We start from the raw sequence: 15106 nt of genomic DNA, 5'->3' as shown, positions 1-15106 counted from the left end.
ATACAAAACACCACAAATCGAAAGGTTGAAACTGCTTTTCAAGCAGTAATCATCAGCGTTTCAATACTACGATAGACGTACACCAAGCTGAAAAAGGATTCAGGGAATGATTCGTAAGGCCGTATTGCCTGTTGCAGGTTTTGGAACACGCTGCCTGCCAGCTTCCAAAGCCATTCCCAAGGAAATGATCACGATCGTCGACAAGCCGGTCATTCAATATGTTGTTGAAGAGGCGGTCGCAGCAGGCATCAAGGAAATTGTGCTGGTGACTCATTCGTCCAAGGCGGCGATCGAAAACCATTTCGATAAACATTACGAACTCGAATCCCAGCTGGAAGCCAAGGGCAAGGACGAATTGCTGCGCGAAATCCGGGACATCATTCCGAATGATGTATCGATTGTCAGCGTTCGCCAGCATGAAGCGCTCGGTTTGGGACATGCGGTCATGTGTGCACGCCCCGTACTGGGTGACAACGAACCATTTGCCGTCCTGTTGCCAGATGTGCTGGTCGATGGTGATGGGCTCTCGCAAAATGATCTGGCAGGCATGATCAAAGCTTACGAGGACACTGGCCATGCCCAGATCATGGTTGAGGATGTTCCGAGAGACGTGGCCTACAAGTACGGCATCGTGGCACTGGAAGGTGAAACCCCGGAAGCAGGCAAGAGTGCCCGTATTACCGGTATGGTAGAAAAGCCTGCAACCGGTGAAGAGCCCTCCACACTGGCCGTGATTGGTCGCTACCTGCTGCCGGGCCGCATCTTTCCGCTGTTGGCCGAAACCGGTCCGGGTGCTGGTAATGAAATTCAGCTTACTGATGCCATCGATAGGCTGCGCGAAGAACAGGACGTGGCGGCCTACCGGATGAAGGGCGACACCTATGATTGTGGCCATCAGCTGGGATATCTGGAAGCCACAATATCCTTCGCGAAGCGGCATCCCAAATTCGGTGAAGGCTTTCGTGAACTGCTGCAACGCTACAGCGGCGAGGCCTGAGCATGCAGGTTGTCGTTCATGGTAGTGAACTGAGCGCGGCTACTGCGGCCGCTGCTCTTGCAACCGTCGGCCACCAGGTTTACTGGTGGCCTCATCCTGCACAGCCCTGGTCAGCACTGAGTGAGTCGGACTGGCTGAAAAGTGAGCCTGGCCTGCTTGATCAGCTGCAGCAGAATATTGCTGAGGGCACGCTTCAGCTTTGTGACTCTCCACGTTCGCTGCCAGCAGCTGATATCTACTGGCTTGGTCTATCGGCTGATCAGCGCCATGATGCCGATCAATGGGTAGAGAGTACGCTGAGCAAGGAATCCCACGATTTCGTCCTGGTGAACAACAGCACTTTTCCCATTGGGCATACCGAAAAGCTCGAGGAACTGGTTCGTCGTGACCGACAGGTTGCCGTAGCGCTGCCTGACATGCTCGAGGAGGGCAGGGCGCTTGGCATGTTCATGCGTCCCGAGCGTTGGATGCTGGGCAGCGAAAATGAGTGGGCGGAACGTCAGATCCGTGAGCTGCTGCGGGCCTTCAATCGGCGCGAAGATGTCTTCCAGCTGATGCCGCGGCGTGCAGCCGAGCTGACCAAACTGGCCATTATCGGCATGCTGGCTACTCGAGTCAGCTATATGAACGAATTGGCCGATATGGCGGATCATCTTGAGGTCGATATCGAAACCATTCGCCAGGGTATGGGGGCCGATCGCCGTATTGGTCATGAGTATCTTTATCCCGGCAGTGGCTTCGGTGGGCCGAGTTTTGCTCGTAATCTCCATCGGCTGTCTCGTATTGGCGAACAGAGCAATCGTGATTCGGCACTACTCAAGCAGGTTATCGATGTTAATGCGCAAAAGCAGGAAACCCTGTTTCGCAGGTTCTGGCAGTACCATGATGGTCAGATCGATAATCTGACCGTTGCTATCTGGGGCGCAGCCTTCAAGCCCAATACCGCCAGAATTGACCAGGCGCCCGTGCTGAGATTGATCGAGGCACTCTGGGCACAGAATGTTCATGTTCGAGTACATGATCCCGCAGCATTGCCTTCGCTGTCGCGTTACTACGGCGAACACCCCTTGCTGACACTGGTTGATGACAATTACCAGGCCTGTGAGGGCGCTGATGCGTTAATGCTGGTGACCGAGTGGAAATGTTACTGGAATCCGGACTGGCGTCGCCTGGCAACGCTTTTGAACAGCCCTCTGATTCTGGATGGTCGTAACATTTACGATCCCGGCTTCGTTGCCGGTCATGGACTGGTTTACCGGGGGGTGGGGCGCAAGGCTGATCCTGTTTCCGAATCGGAATAGGTATCGTGTGCTTTCTTGCGCGACATGAACCGAAGAGGATCGTCAAGGCGATCCTCTTCGGTTCAACATCTTTCATGCCCCAAGATTCTGTTCGGCAAATGCCCAGTTTGCCAGCTTCCAGAAGCCCTGAACGTACTTGTACCGGTCCATGCGATAGTCGAGATAATAAGCATGTTCCCACATGTCTATCGCCAATAATGGGGTCAATCCCCGCAGCAAAGGTGATCCTGCGTCACTGATATTGACAATATCGGGCTGCGCATCGGCGCGTCTGACCAACCATGTCCAGCCGGATTGAAAATGGGCAAGGGCACTACGTTCGAAAACATTCTGAAAGTCTTCAAAGCTTCCCCACTGCCGTTTGATCGCTTCGGCCAATTGCCCCTTTGGCATTCCACCTCCCCAGGGCGAAAGGCATTGCCACAGGAAGGTATGATTCCATGCCTGAGAGGCGCAGGCCTGGATTTCCCCGGTGCCTGTAAGCATCAGTTCTTCAAGAGAGCGCGATTCGGCTGGTGTCCCTGCAGTCAGTCGATCAAGACGCCTTAAAAGATCACGATGATATATTTCATGATGGCTACGCAGGTTTTCTTCCGATATGGAGGGCTGCAATGCATCGTAAGCGTAGGGCAATGGAGGTAGCTCGAACGCCACTTGGGTCTCCAACTGATGATGAGACGAGGAATCGATTCTTTATCGCGCAGACCCCAGCATATCAGGCGATTGGAACGAATGGACCCGTTTTGGAACAGAGTGCGCGCTTTGGCATCATTGGGGCATTGCCCCTGGTTGTGCTCGAACCGGACTGGTCTCGAGGGTGGATTGCATCGTAGCATTCGCCTTGAGTACGCGATGATCATTTATCTGCAAGCCGCTGAGGCGCGAATTCGGATTCGAAAATCCCATGTCTGATGACAGCTATCGCAACCCCCGAGCCATTGTGCCCGGTCAGGACGATCACTTGACGAGCCATGATTCCGAATCATCACGGCATGGTCGCCAACGCATGTCCATGACACGTCGACGTCCTCTCTGGCCCCTTTATTTTCTGATATTGCTGCTGGCCCTGGCCTTGAGTGGCAGTGTCTACCTCTACTGGCAGGATCGTCAGAGCCTGCATGCGCAATTGAGCCAGCAAAGCAGCACTCGAACCGGTCTTGGAAAGCAACTGGATCAACTTTCGCAGCAGGTCGAGCAGCAGCGCCAGCAATTGTCCAACCTGGCTGCGGCACAACAATCCCAACCCGAGGTTGACCCCGGCCAGCTGAAACAGCTGCAACAGGCCGGCGCGCAACGCGATAAAACATTACATGCCCTGCAGCAATCCCAGCAGTCGCTGGACAAGAGTATCAGTCAGCTTCATGACCTCATGGAGGGAAGACAGCAGGGCACTCAGGATCAGTTAGGGGACCTGCAAAATGGAATATCGCAGCTCTCCAGTGCTGCCAATAGCCGGGATCAGCGGTTGGATGCCCTCAATCAACGAATGGCTCAGCAGCAATCGACTATTGATCAGCTGGATCAATTGCCGTCACAGCTGGCTAAATTGTCTGATCGGGTGAGTCAACTGGAAGATCATGTGCAAAAGCAGGACCGCCAGCTTGGCGACCTGAAACAGCGTCAGACCTCACTTGAGGCCACTCAGGCTTCCATTCAGGGGCTGATCAATAGCGGGGATGCACAATAGATGCGGGAGAATGACATGGATGTGCTCTTGCCTACAGGACAGCACCTGTGAGAGGGCCGGCTACTCCCTCCAAATTGACATGGATGCAATCACGCTTCGGAGCACCACCGGTAAAAAAGCAGTTACCGGCAGCGATCTCGCTGATTGCCTTTGGCGTGATTCTGAGCCTTATGCCACCACCTGCACTGGCCATTGAAGCTTCTGTCAGTGGTGTTTCAGGGGAGCTGAGCAGGAATGTGACGACCTGGTTGCAGCCGGTTTCGATCCCCGCGGGTGCAGATGTCGAAAGCTATGCACCGGATGTCAGACATCGAGTCACGGAAGCACTTCGCGCACTGGGCTACTATAACGCCGACATTGCGCTGGGATTTCGCGATCGCAAGCATGTGGACGTTACTATCGAGCCGGGCGAGCCGGTACTTGTCAAATCACTTGATATCCGGGTTACGGGTGGGGCCGGGGATGACGATGTCTTTCAACAGGCGATCAATGACAGCGCTCTGAAAAAGATGAAAGGTGAGCCCTTGCGGCATGCCAGTTATGAAGCCTTGAAATCGCGCCTGACTTCACTGGCATTGCAAAGGGGTTATTTCGACGCTGGCTATAGGACCCACCGCATTGAAGTGCGCCCCTGGCAGAGCAGTGCTCGCATCATTCTGGTCATGGACAGCGGCGAACGCTATCGGTTTGGACAGATTCGGTTCGAAGGAAGTCAGATCCGCGATAATCGCTTGCGTAACATGGCACCTTTCAAACCCGGGGATTACTACGACGCCGGCCAGCTGGCCACCTATAATCAGCGTCTGAGTTCTTCCAACTGGTTTCGTGGTATCGGTGTTCAACCCCGCATTGACCGCATCAGTGCTCAGGCGCCTTCACCGGACGCCAGGGTAGCCGATCGGACTTCACCGCAGACTCCCCCGAATGGAAACGTCCCCGAAGCATCGGCTCAACGCAGTAGAGATAAGCATGATGCGCCCGCAGAAATCGCGGATATCTATCACGAAGTAGCTGCTGAGCAGCTGAAATGGGTGCCGATCGATGTGCATGTCATCCCGGCCGACCGTTATCAGTTCGAAACCGGTGTCGGATATGCCACTGACCTTGGTCCGCGAGTGCGCTTCTCGGTGAATATGCCCTGGCTGAATGACCAGGGTGACAGCCTGACCAATGACCTGACGCTCTCCGGGCCGGAGCAGGAATTCAGTGGCAAATACAATATGCCACTGGCCAATCCTCAGCGGGGTAATTACAACATCCAGTATGGGTTCAGCCAGACCAACCAGGACACCAGCGACACCAACAGTTTTGAAAGTTCGGTGCAGTTCGGCCGGCAGTGGAACTTTGAAAATGGCTGGACCCAGAATGCCTATTTACGTACCACCTATGAAGATTTCACCCAGGGTAATGACAGTGGTACCGCATTACTGTTTGTACCCGGCATGAGCTGGACGCATTCACAAACCGATGATCCCACCCTGCCCATGCACGGTAACCGACAGGACCTGCTGGTCGAAGTGTCGGATAAACGCTGGGGTTCTGATGTCACCTTTGCCCGCACACGCCTGGATACTCAATGGATTGACAGTATTGGCGATGACAACCGCTTTGTGGCTCGCAGTACCATTGGGGCGACTGCCACTTCCCATTTTCATGACATGCCGCCTTCACTGCGCTTTTTTACCGGTGGGGACCGCAGTGTCAGAGGCTATTCGTATGAGAGCCTCTCTCCGGAAGACAGCGATGGAGATCAATTGGGTGGGCGCCATCTTCTGGTGGGGTCCATCGAGTATCAGAGGCGTGTTGTCGGTCAATGGTGGGGGGCTACCTTCCTTGATGCCGGTAATGCCTTTGACAACTGGTGGCCCAACGAGCTGAAAAAGAGTGTTGGCGCAGGTGTGCGATGGATATCACCAGTAGGGCCGGTTCGATTGGACATTGCCCATCCCCTTGATGACGAGGAAAAATCTTGGCGTTTGCATTTCGGCATCGGACCAGAATTCTGATGAGGCTCTTGCGTTTCATTTTCTGGTTGATGGCATGGCTGGTTGCGGTGGTCATGATCCTTTCGGGGGTAGCACTCTCCCCCTGGGGAACACACTGGTTGATGGATCAGGCCCAATCACGCGGGCTGATCAGCTTCGAAAGAGTGACTGGAGCGCCGCTGGACGACCTTCATATCAGTGGGCTGCATCTGGAACTGCCTGCAATGACACTTGATGCCAGAGAGATCGAGCTGAATTGGGCCAGTGACTGTCTCTATCGAGGGCGCCTTTGTATTGATCAGCTGCAAGGCAGGGGCATACACCTCAAGCTGAATTCAAGTGATGCGCAACCGGAGCAGACAGCCAAGCCGGATGGCAGCATACCCCGGATCGAGACCCCCATTCCGCTTGAGCTGCGCCACCTGGCCCTGAATGATGTCACTTTGTTCCTGCCGGACGGGACTCGGGCAGGTTGGCAGACATTACAGGGAGCTTTCAGTTTCAGCGGTCATACACTGCAATTGGGACAACTCCACTGGCAGTCGCCTTATGTCATTCTGCCAGTGCCGGCGAGCCTGGATACTCCTGATCCATTGAGCAGCGACGTGGATGTCCGTACGGCGCGGCGGGTGGTCAATGTCGATATCGTGACGCTTGAAGCAATCAAGAGTGCCCGGGAAATTGCTGCGCAATCGGCAGCCGAAGGTTCTGATGATGTCATGACTCGGTTAGCCGAACAGGCAGCCCGTGCCTCAATCATCGAACAGAGCGTGCTGGCTCCGGGGATCATCGAGCTGAACGCCCAGGAGGGCAATGCAGGCGCGTCACGCAACCCTCTGCTGATTGCCATGCTGGATGGTCAGGGGCCGGCCAACCCCCTGGCCACGCTGCTTGGCCAAACCGATGAGCAAGGTCGGATCAGGATGCCGGCCATTCAGTTACCATTGAATGTCGATATTCCGAATGTCGTCATCGATGACTTTCGCCTGGTCGGCCCCAATCCCCTGAAGGTCAACAATGTACATCTTGCGGCCAGCCTGCGGGATGATCAGGTGACACTCTCCGAGCTGAAGGTCGACTCGCCCGATGGGCATCTGAACCTGGCCGCCTCGGTCACACTGTCGGGCGATTATCCACTGTCACTTTCACTCAATGGTGACATGCAGCGAGCTCCTCTTGGGCGGGAGAAACTGGCCTTGAGCATGACTGGTTCGCTGAGTCAGCTTGTATTGCAACTGGATGCTTCAGGTACGGTAGCGGCATCACTCAGTGTGAATGCAGATTTACTGGCACCTGATCTTCCGTTGGCGCTGCATCTGGATGCGCCAGCATTGAAATGGCCTTTGGAGAGCCGTGAGGAGGCCGCCTATCATGTACGTGATCTCGGTGTCGATCTGACCGGTAGTCTCGCCGATTATCAGCTGACAATGAAGGCGCAGGCGCGCGGTCCTTCATTCGGCCCACTGGACCTGGCGCTTCAGGGCGTGGGAGATATGCGTCACTTCAATTGGGCGCCGTTTAGTGTCAGTACAACCCATGGCGGCCGTCTCACCAGCACGGGTAATGTCACCTGGACAAATGGGGTGGCGGCACAGACCGAGCTGACCCTGGAGAAGTTCCGTTTGCAGGATGTAACTGATCAGATCTCGGGGACATTCAATGGCACTCTCAAGGGTAGTTTCGATCAGAATGAGCGTGGCTGGGCGCTGGCTGTGCCGAATCTGGCCATCAACGGCACGCTGCAGGGACGCAGTTTGTCCATGCGGGCGCAGCTGGATGGTAACAGCGACATGGTATGGCATATCCGACAACTGGATCTGCGGCAGGGACGCAACCATGTGTCTGCCCAGGGTAGCGTGGGCGAGAACCTTTCGCTGAAGGCTGATATCGATGCGCCTCAGCTGAATTCCGTACTACCGCAACTGGGGGGAAGTCTGCGTGGTCACATCAGGCTGGATGGCACGCTCAAACAGCCCGATGCCGACATTGCCCTGGACGGCCGTCATGTTCATTACGCTGATAACCGCATCGGGCTTGTTTCCCTGAAAGCCACAAGTCAGGGGCTGGAAGATCCACGATTTGATCTGAAACTCGATGCCCGCGCCCTGGAAGCCGCCGGCCAGCAGCTTCAACAGTTGGGTCTGACGTTGACAGGAAGACTCAGTCAGCATCATCTCACACTGGATGTTACCGGGGGTGAGGCAATGCCTCTTCAGCAGGCTGCGCTGGTGCTGGATGGAAATTTCAATCGTGTCACACAACGCTATCAGGGACAGCTGACGCATCTCTCTGCCGATCTGAGTCAGGTGGGTCAGATAGCGCTCAAGGAGCCGCTGTCCCTTTCCGCTGATCTCACCAATAGCCGGGTTGTAGCACAACCTTTCTGCCTGACAAGACAGCAGGGCGGTGAATTGTGTTCGATTCGTGAGCTTCGCGCGAGTGCCGCTTCCGGCCAGGCCTCACTGGCCCTGCGTGATTTACCACTGGCGCTGCTTGATGATTATTTGCCCAGACCATGGCAGGTCAGTGGCCGTGGTGATGCACACCTGGATGCAGGTTGGTCAGCAGGGGGCACCAGCTGGCAGGCTGATTTGCAGCTTGAAGGTACTGCCAGGGTGCAGGGTCAGGATGCCAGAGGAAAACCTCTGTCTCTGCCAGCGGCCGACCTGAAGCTTGATGCCCGGTTCTCTCCCGAGACTGCCGAGGCCCGGGTCAGACTGGCACTGGATGATGCTGGTACTCTTCAGCTGCAAACACGGGTAGAAGACCCGTTGGGGGATCGCCGAATCACAGGGCGATTGCAGATCAACGAGATTATTCTCTCACCTTATCGCCCACTGGTCCTGGGACTGGAACAACTCAATGGGGCGCTGAATGGTGATATTTCCCTGTCGGGTAATCTGCGTCAGCCCTTGCTGAATGGCACACTGGCACTTTCGGATGTACGTGCCAGTGGCTCGCAATTACCGGTGAGTCTGGACGATGCGCGTATTACTTTGAATCTGAATGGAGATCAGGGGAGCCTTGAAGGCCATCTCGATTCCGGGGAAGCTCGCTGGGCCCTGTCAGGCAATGCCAGCTGGCCTACTACTGCTGACTGGCAGGCACGATTGACGCTTGATGGTGGTGGTTCACCCCTGGAAATTGCATTGCCTGAATATGGGCGCTTGAGAGTAGCACCCCATATCGAGGTCGCTGCTGACCCTTCGCAGCTCAATATCGGGGGGCGTGTTCGGCTCCCCTGGGCGCGTCTTGAAGTCAGCCAGGTGCCTCCTTCAGCGATCAAACCTTCTTCCGACGCTATCATCATTACGCGTGAAGAAGACGAGGCTGCTCGCGATGCCGCTACCGGGAAGCCATCCGCAACTCCGGAATGGGCCAGTACCAGTGCCCAGTCACTGGAACAGGCGGGCATGGCAGTCAATATTGATGTCAGAGTGATCATAGGCGATGACGTGCATCTGGAAGCCTATGGTCTCAAGACCAACCTGGAAGGCACGCTCAATGTGCGGCAGAATGCAGGGGCATTGCAGGTGTTCGGTGATGTTTCACTGGTTGATGGTCGCTTTCAGTCCTTTGGCCAGGATCTGGTCATTCGTCAGGGCAAGGTCATTTTCAGCGGGCCGCCTTCGCAGCCTTATCTGCAGTTCGAGGCCATTCGTAATCCGGAGAATACCGAAGACGATGTCATCGCCGGATTGCGTGTCAAAGGGCCTGCATCAGCCCCTGAGTTGCAGATATTCTCTGAGCCGACCATGGATGAATCCAGTGCGCTTTCGTATTTGTTACGTGGGCGCGCACCGGACGCTGAGGGAGGTTCCAGCAGTGATGCACTGACCTCGGCGCTGGTAGGCCTGTCACTGTCACGCAGCGGTCGAGCCATCGGAGCCCTGGGCGAAACCTTTGGGGTACAGGACCTCTCTCTGGAAAGCAGTGGTAGTGGTGAAGAGAGTCAGGTGAAGGTCAGTGGTTATCTGTTCGACCGTCTTAAAATCAGCTATGGCGTAGGTCTGTTTTCTCCCATCGCCGAACTGACCCTGCGCTACAAGCTGGTACAGAACCTGTATTTGCAGGCTGTGTCCGGAGCCAATCAGGCGCTGGATATTCTGTATACCTTCAGCCTTGGCCATACCAGGGCAAAAGATGTTCAAAACCGCAATAATGGAGAGTAGTTATTCTCCGGGAGAACCGATTCATGCTGGGAAGAGATAAAACTCGCCTACCTGATGCCAGTCAGGCACTTCCGGGTCGCGATCGGCCGATTGATATCAGTGGAGAGCATCATGTTACGGGGCATTCCATTGTCCCTCCATTCCCACCTCACAGTGAGGAACTGGTGCTGGGCATGGGGTGCTTCTGGGGGGCAGAACGGCTGTTCTGGTCGTTGCCGGGAGTTTATGCCACGGCTGCCGGTTATGCCGACGGGATAACGCCCAATCCGACCTATGAAGAGGTATGCTCCGGCATGACCGGACACGCCGAAGTAGTACGCATCATCTATGATCCTACCGTGATCGGCACACCGGAATTGTTGCGGCTGTTCTGGGAGTCACATGATCCGACTCAGGGAATGCGTCAGGGAAATGATCTCGGGACTCAGTATCGCTCGGTAATCCTGACTACCAGTCCGGCACAACGTCAGCTGGTCGAACAGAGTCGTGATGAATATGCTCGAGCGCTTCAGGCGAGCGGAAACGGTACCATTACCACCGAAATTCACGATCTTGAAACCTTTTACTACGCAGAAGAGTACCATCAGCAGTATCTGAGCAAGAATCCGGCCGGATACTGTGGTCTCCGCGGAACAGGAGTCAGTTGCCCGATCTTCTGAGCGGGTAGGTGCATTCCCGCTTTATGATCAGGTGCGGGGCACGCGGTAATCAAGAGCGCTCAGGGCAGGGACACGGGACCATGACCTGAGTTGCTCTCCGACTCGGTGTGCCAGCCATGATCGCAGTAGCCCGCCACGCCGCTCGACAAAACCGACATGACCGCCATGCTCTGCAATTTCTACCCGCACACAGGCGGAAGGATCAGGTAGCCTGGTAAAAAGCTGACGGGGCATGAAAGGGTCGTCTTCGGCGTGCAGGATCAGCGTCGGCAGCTCGATCCGATCGAGCCAGCGTCCCGCAGAGGCGCGCTGGTAGTAATCGGTTGCCGATTCAAAACCGTTCATGGGCGCTGTAATCTCGTTATCCCATGCCCAGAAGGTATCGAGTCGTCGCCGTTTGTTGCCAGTAGGCTCAGGGTCACTATTGTCATGGCTTGATTCGAAACGTGCCAGCTTGCGTTTCAGGCTCGTCAGCATTCGGCGCTGATAGACTCTGGAAAAACCGATGTTCAATGCGTCAGCGGAAGCTGCCAGATCAAGAGGTGGGCTGATGGCGATCGCGCCCGCCAGATCGAGCCCATCGCCGCCCTGTTCGCCGGCCAGCTTCAATAGCATGTTACCACCCAATGAAATGCCGATAGCCACCTTGAGTGCATTCGGGTAGCGGCTGGCCAGTTGGCTGATTACCCAGTAAGCATCAGCAGTTGCGCCAGCGTGGTAGGTACGTGAGCCACGATGAGGCACCTTGCCACAGCCACGGAAATGCATCACTACGGCCCGCCAACCCATGCGCGAGGCTGTAGCCAGCAATGTGCGCACGCGAGGGCACTGAGCCGAGGATTCCAGTCCATGAAAGAGCAGGCAGATCGGTGCACGCGGGTGTTCCGGAGCGGGCAGGGCCCAGCTCAGTTCCACGAAATCGCCATCCGGTAAATTGACCAGCTCGGTTTCATAGCGCAGTGAAGCTCGCGGCATCAGCTGCGGTAGCAGGGTCTGAACATGAGGATTGCTCAGACCATGAGGGGCATGGAAATCGGCAGCGAACAGCATAGGGTATCCGAACGACTCCCCCGAGTGACCGGGCGTGAGCAGAATCGAGGATTATAGTGACATGATACAGCCATGACAGCGATCACGTCCTTGATTATCGCTGTCATGGCTGTCAGGAATCGGAGACGCTTTGGAGAGGTCTCAGCCGGTCAGGCTTTCAATCTGCCACAGTCGAGCCGCCTGATGCTGATCATTGACGCTGAAGTCCAGATCACGGATGGACCCATCCGCAAGACTGTAGCACCAACCGTGGACGGCCACTGACTGACCGCGCTGCCAGGCACGCTGTAGAATACGCGTTGAGCAGAGGCTGCGGACCTGAGCCTTCACATTCAGCTCACACATACGATCAACACGTTCGTCCATGGTCAGGTGGGCGAGTTGATCGTGATGATGCTGATAAAGCGCTCGAATCGAGTGCAGCCAGTAGTCGACAAGGCCGTTATCGTGATCGTCCTCGGAAAGCGCTGCACGAACGCCGCCGCAACCGTAATGGCCCACGATCATGATATGCCGCACCTTCAATACATCGACGGCAAACTGCACCACGGAAAGGGCGTTCATATCATTGTGGTGGAGTATATTGGCGACATTGCGATGGACAAAGACTTCCCCGGGCGGAAGATCGATGATCTGATTGGCCGGTACCCGGCTGTCCGAGCAGCCGATCCAGAGGTAGTCGGGATTCTGTTGACTGGAGAGGCGGCTGAAGAACTCGGGATCTTCGGCCTGCATCGCTTCTGACCAGCGACGATTCTGGTCCAGTAGCTGTTGGATATCGGGATCATCGGAAAAGTGCATGAGACTGAGACTGAGCTCCGCTATGACAATTGGCGTCAGCTACTATCATCCGACCGCCCTGATGCGTCAAGGCTGCCCACGTAACCTGGTGCGCCCTGATAACATTGAGGCACCCATGTTTCGTCTCCATGCATGAAAGCCTGGAGACATTTCAAACTCATTATTGCATGCAACTGATAGCGGGAGATCAGCGTGTCGGATCATGATTTCGATCTGTTTGTCATTGGTGCGGGCTCCGGAGGAGTGCGTGCGGCCCGAACGGCAGCGCAGCATGGCAAGCGTGTTGCCATTGCCGAAGATCGCCATCTGGGCGGCACCTGCGTCAATGTCGGCTGTGTACCCAAGAAACTGTATTCATATGCTGCTCATTTCTCTGATGCCTTTCACGATAGTGCCGGCTTTGGTTGGCAATTCGAGCAGGCTCCGACGTTTCACTGGCCTACGTTGCGCGATAACAAGACCCGTGAAATCGAGCGTCTCAATGGCATCTACGAGAAGCTGCTGGTTAATGCCGGCGTCGAGTTGATCCGAGGTCGTGCACAAATCGTCGATGCGCACGGGATCGAAATCAACGGTCAGCGTTATAGTGCAGAGCGAATTCTGATTGCCACCGGTGGGCAACCCTGGATCCCCGAGTTTGAAGGTCGCGATCATTTGCTCGATTCCGATCGTATCTTCAACCTCGAGCGCTTCCCCAAACGTTTTCTGGTAATGGGGGGCGGCTATATTGCCGTCGAGTTTGCCAGTATCTTCAATGGGCTTGGCGCCGAGACCCACCTGGTCTACCGCGGCCCGTTATTCCTGCGCGGCTTCGACTACGAGATCCGTGAGTTCACCCGTGACGAGATGCTCAAGAAAGGCGTCAACCTGCACTTCGAAACCACTATTGATCAGGTTGAGGCGCGGGATAACGTCTATGACGTCACGCTCAGTAATGGTAAGACCCTTGAAGTGGATGTAGTGCTGGGGGCTACGGGGCGGCGCCCACGTTTCGAGGGACTCGGGCTGGAAAATGTCGAGGTAGAATTCGAAACCAACGGCAAGCTGCGTGTAGACGATCGCTATCAGACCGCTACACCTTCCATCCTGGCGCTGGGAGACATCACTGAAGGTCCGGAGCTTACGCCAGTAGCTCTTGAAGATGCCATGAGGCTGGTAGAGCTTCATTTCGGCTCAGGCGAAGCTGAGCCCATCGACTATGACAGCGTCGCTACGGCGGTTTTCTGCCATCCCAACATCGGTACGGTGGGATTGAGCGAAGAAGAAGCGCGTGAGCAGCATGAGCAGATCCGTGTCTATACGACGAATTTCCGTCCCATGCGCCATACTCTTTCGGGTAGCGACGAACGCTGTCTGATGAAACTGATCGTCGATGATTACAGTGACCGTGTACTTGGTGCCCACATGGTGGGCGAGGAAGCCGGTGAGCTGATTCAGGGTCTGGCGATTGCCGTGCGGGCCGGTCTGACCAAGCATGATTTCGATGCGACGGTTGGTGTGCATCCCACCAGTGCTGAAGAATTCGTGACACTGAGGCAGGTAACACGCACCTGAACGCATCAGGGCAGAGAGCAGCATGATCCGAAAGGCAGGGCGCCTGGCACCCTGCCTTTTTTTCATGTCTTTTCATCAGGGTGGCATACATCCACGTCTGCCTGGCCGGGATTTCCCGGGCTGAATTCGACAAGACTGACTATATTGTCATGGCATAGCCATGCATTCAGTGGTTACCGAGGGCATTTGCCAATCGTCGCAGCGCCATATCTTCCCATAAATAAAGGTTATGGGAATTGTGGGTTTCGATAAAACAAGGGTTTGCGCAAAATCCCGGGCGTTGTTATGGTTATTAACTAATTCGCCGATAGCGAAGTGTTCATGAGTACACCCAATCAGACATTTACATCGTCTTCGGAGATGGCACATCAGGTCATGGCAGAGTCCATGGTCGAAGGCGACATCCCGCTTTTCATCCGACCCCCCAGTACGGATGACGGGTGGGGTATCTATGAACTGATCAAATCCTGTCCACCATTGGACGTCAATTCGGCCTACGCCTATCTCCTTCTGGCAACCCAGTTTCGTGATCGTTGCGCAGTAGCCACCACTACTGACGGCGAAATTGTCGGTTTTGTTTCGGGCTATGTGAAAACCAATGCCCCGGACACTTACTTCCTTTGGCAGGTTGCCGTAGGCGAAAAGGCGCGTGGCAAGGGCATGGCACGACGCCTGGTGGAGGCGGTACTCAAACGCGAACATCAGGCTGATGTTCGTCATCTGGAAACGACCATTACGCCGGATAACGAAGCTTCATGGGGATTGTTTCGCCGTCTCGCCCAGCGCTGGCAGGCACCGCTCAACAGTCGAGAGTATTTCTCTGAAGAGCAGCTCGGCGGTGAGCACGATCCGGAAAATCTGGTCCGCATTGGACCGTTCGATCCTCAAAACATCTGAAAA

General features: G+C 55.4%; 11 protein-coding genes. 8 read left to right on the top strand and 3 right to left on the bottom strand.

The window, feature by feature from the left end:
• Positions 1-106: 106 nt before the first annotated feature.
• Together galU and FY550_RS08230 are read left to right on the top strand one after the other, a co-directional pair.
• A complete protein-coding gene (gene galU, locus FY550_RS08235; protein WP_070977477.1) occupies positions 107-997 on the top strand; it encodes a UTP--glucose-1-phosphate uridylyltransferase GalU in 891 nt (296 codons plus the stop codon).
• A gap of 2 nt (positions 998-999) precedes the next feature.
• Complete coding sequence (locus tag FY550_RS08230; RefSeq protein WP_070977476.1) at positions 1000-2298, top strand: nucleotide sugar dehydrogenase; 1299 nt, start codon at positions 1000-1002, stop codon at positions 2296-2298.
• Between the two features lie 72 nt (positions 2299-2370).
• Here FY550_RS08230 and FY550_RS08225 read toward each other — a convergent pair whose 3' ends face one another.
• On the bottom strand, positions 2371-2952 hold the full coding sequence (locus tag FY550_RS08225; RefSeq protein WP_070977475.1) for a superoxide dismutase: 582 nt from the start codon (positions 2950-2952) through the stop codon (positions 2371-2373).
• A 250-nt stretch (positions 2953-3202) separates the two neighbouring features.
• Here FY550_RS08225 and FY550_RS08220 point away from each other — a divergent pair, with 250 nt between their 5' ends.
• The 4 genes from FY550_RS08220 to msrA all read left to right on the top strand — a co-directional run bounded on the left by FY550_RS08220 (position 3203) and on the right by msrA (position 10801).
• On the top strand, positions 3203-3985 hold the full coding sequence (locus FY550_RS08220; protein WP_070977474.1) for a hypothetical protein: 783 nt from the start codon (positions 3203-3205) through the stop codon (positions 3983-3985).
• Positions 3986-4068: 83 nt separating this feature from the next.
• Positions 4069-5991, top strand: a complete 1923-nt coding sequence (tamA, locus tag FY550_RS08215) for an autotransporter assembly complex protein TamA (protein WP_084388005.1) — start codon at positions 4069-4071, stop codon at positions 5989-5991.
• On the top strand, positions 5991-10142 hold the full coding sequence (gene tamB, locus FY550_RS08210) for an autotransporter assembly complex protein TamB (RefSeq protein ID WP_149054469.1): 4152 nt from the start codon (positions 5991-5993) through the stop codon (positions 10140-10142). Before tamA ends, tamB begins: the two co-directional genes overlap by 1 nt.
• Before the next feature lie 23 nt (positions 10143-10165).
• Positions 10166-10801 carry a peptide-methionine (S)-S-oxide reductase MsrA gene (gene msrA / locus FY550_RS08205; protein ID WP_070977471.1) on the top strand — a complete coding sequence of 212 codons (636 nt, stop codon included), beginning with the start codon at positions 10166-10168 and terminating at the stop codon, positions 10799-10801.
• A 27-nt stretch (positions 10802-10828) separates the two neighbouring features.
• Here the strand turns inward: msrA and FY550_RS08200 are convergent, their stop codons facing one another.
• Complete coding sequence (locus FY550_RS08200; RefSeq protein WP_070977470.1) at positions 10829-11851, bottom strand: hydrolase; 1023 nt, start codon at positions 11849-11851, stop codon at positions 10829-10831.
• Between the two features lie 141 nt (positions 11852-11992).
• Positions 11993-12652, bottom strand: coding sequence for a carbonate dehydratase (gene can, locus FY550_RS08195; protein ID WP_070977469.1), 660 nt, complete (start codon positions 12650-12652; stop codon positions 11993-11995).
• A gap of 192 nt (positions 12653-12844) precedes the next feature.
• Here can and gorA point away from each other — a divergent pair, with 192 nt between their 5' ends.
• Both gorA and ectA read left to right on the top strand, forming a co-directional pair.
• Entirely contained in the window at positions 12845-14206 is a 1362-nt protein-coding gene (gene gorA / locus FY550_RS08190; RefSeq protein ID WP_070977468.1) for a glutathione-disulfide reductase, read from the top strand.
• Positions 14207-14527: 321 nt separating this feature from the next.
• A complete protein-coding gene (gene ectA / locus FY550_RS08185) occupies positions 14528-15103 on the top strand; it encodes a diaminobutyrate acetyltransferase (protein ID WP_070977467.1) in 576 nt (191 codons plus the stop codon).
• Positions 15104-15106: the final 3 nt, after the last annotated feature.

This window comes from Kushneria phosphatilytica (assembly GCF_008247605.1).
Taxonomy (GTDB): Bacteria; Pseudomonadota; Gammaproteobacteria; order Pseudomonadales; family Halomonadaceae; genus Kushneria; species Kushneria phosphatilytica.
Note: the sequence above shows the minus strand (reverse complement) of the source record. Positions and strands in the feature narration are given on the sequence as shown.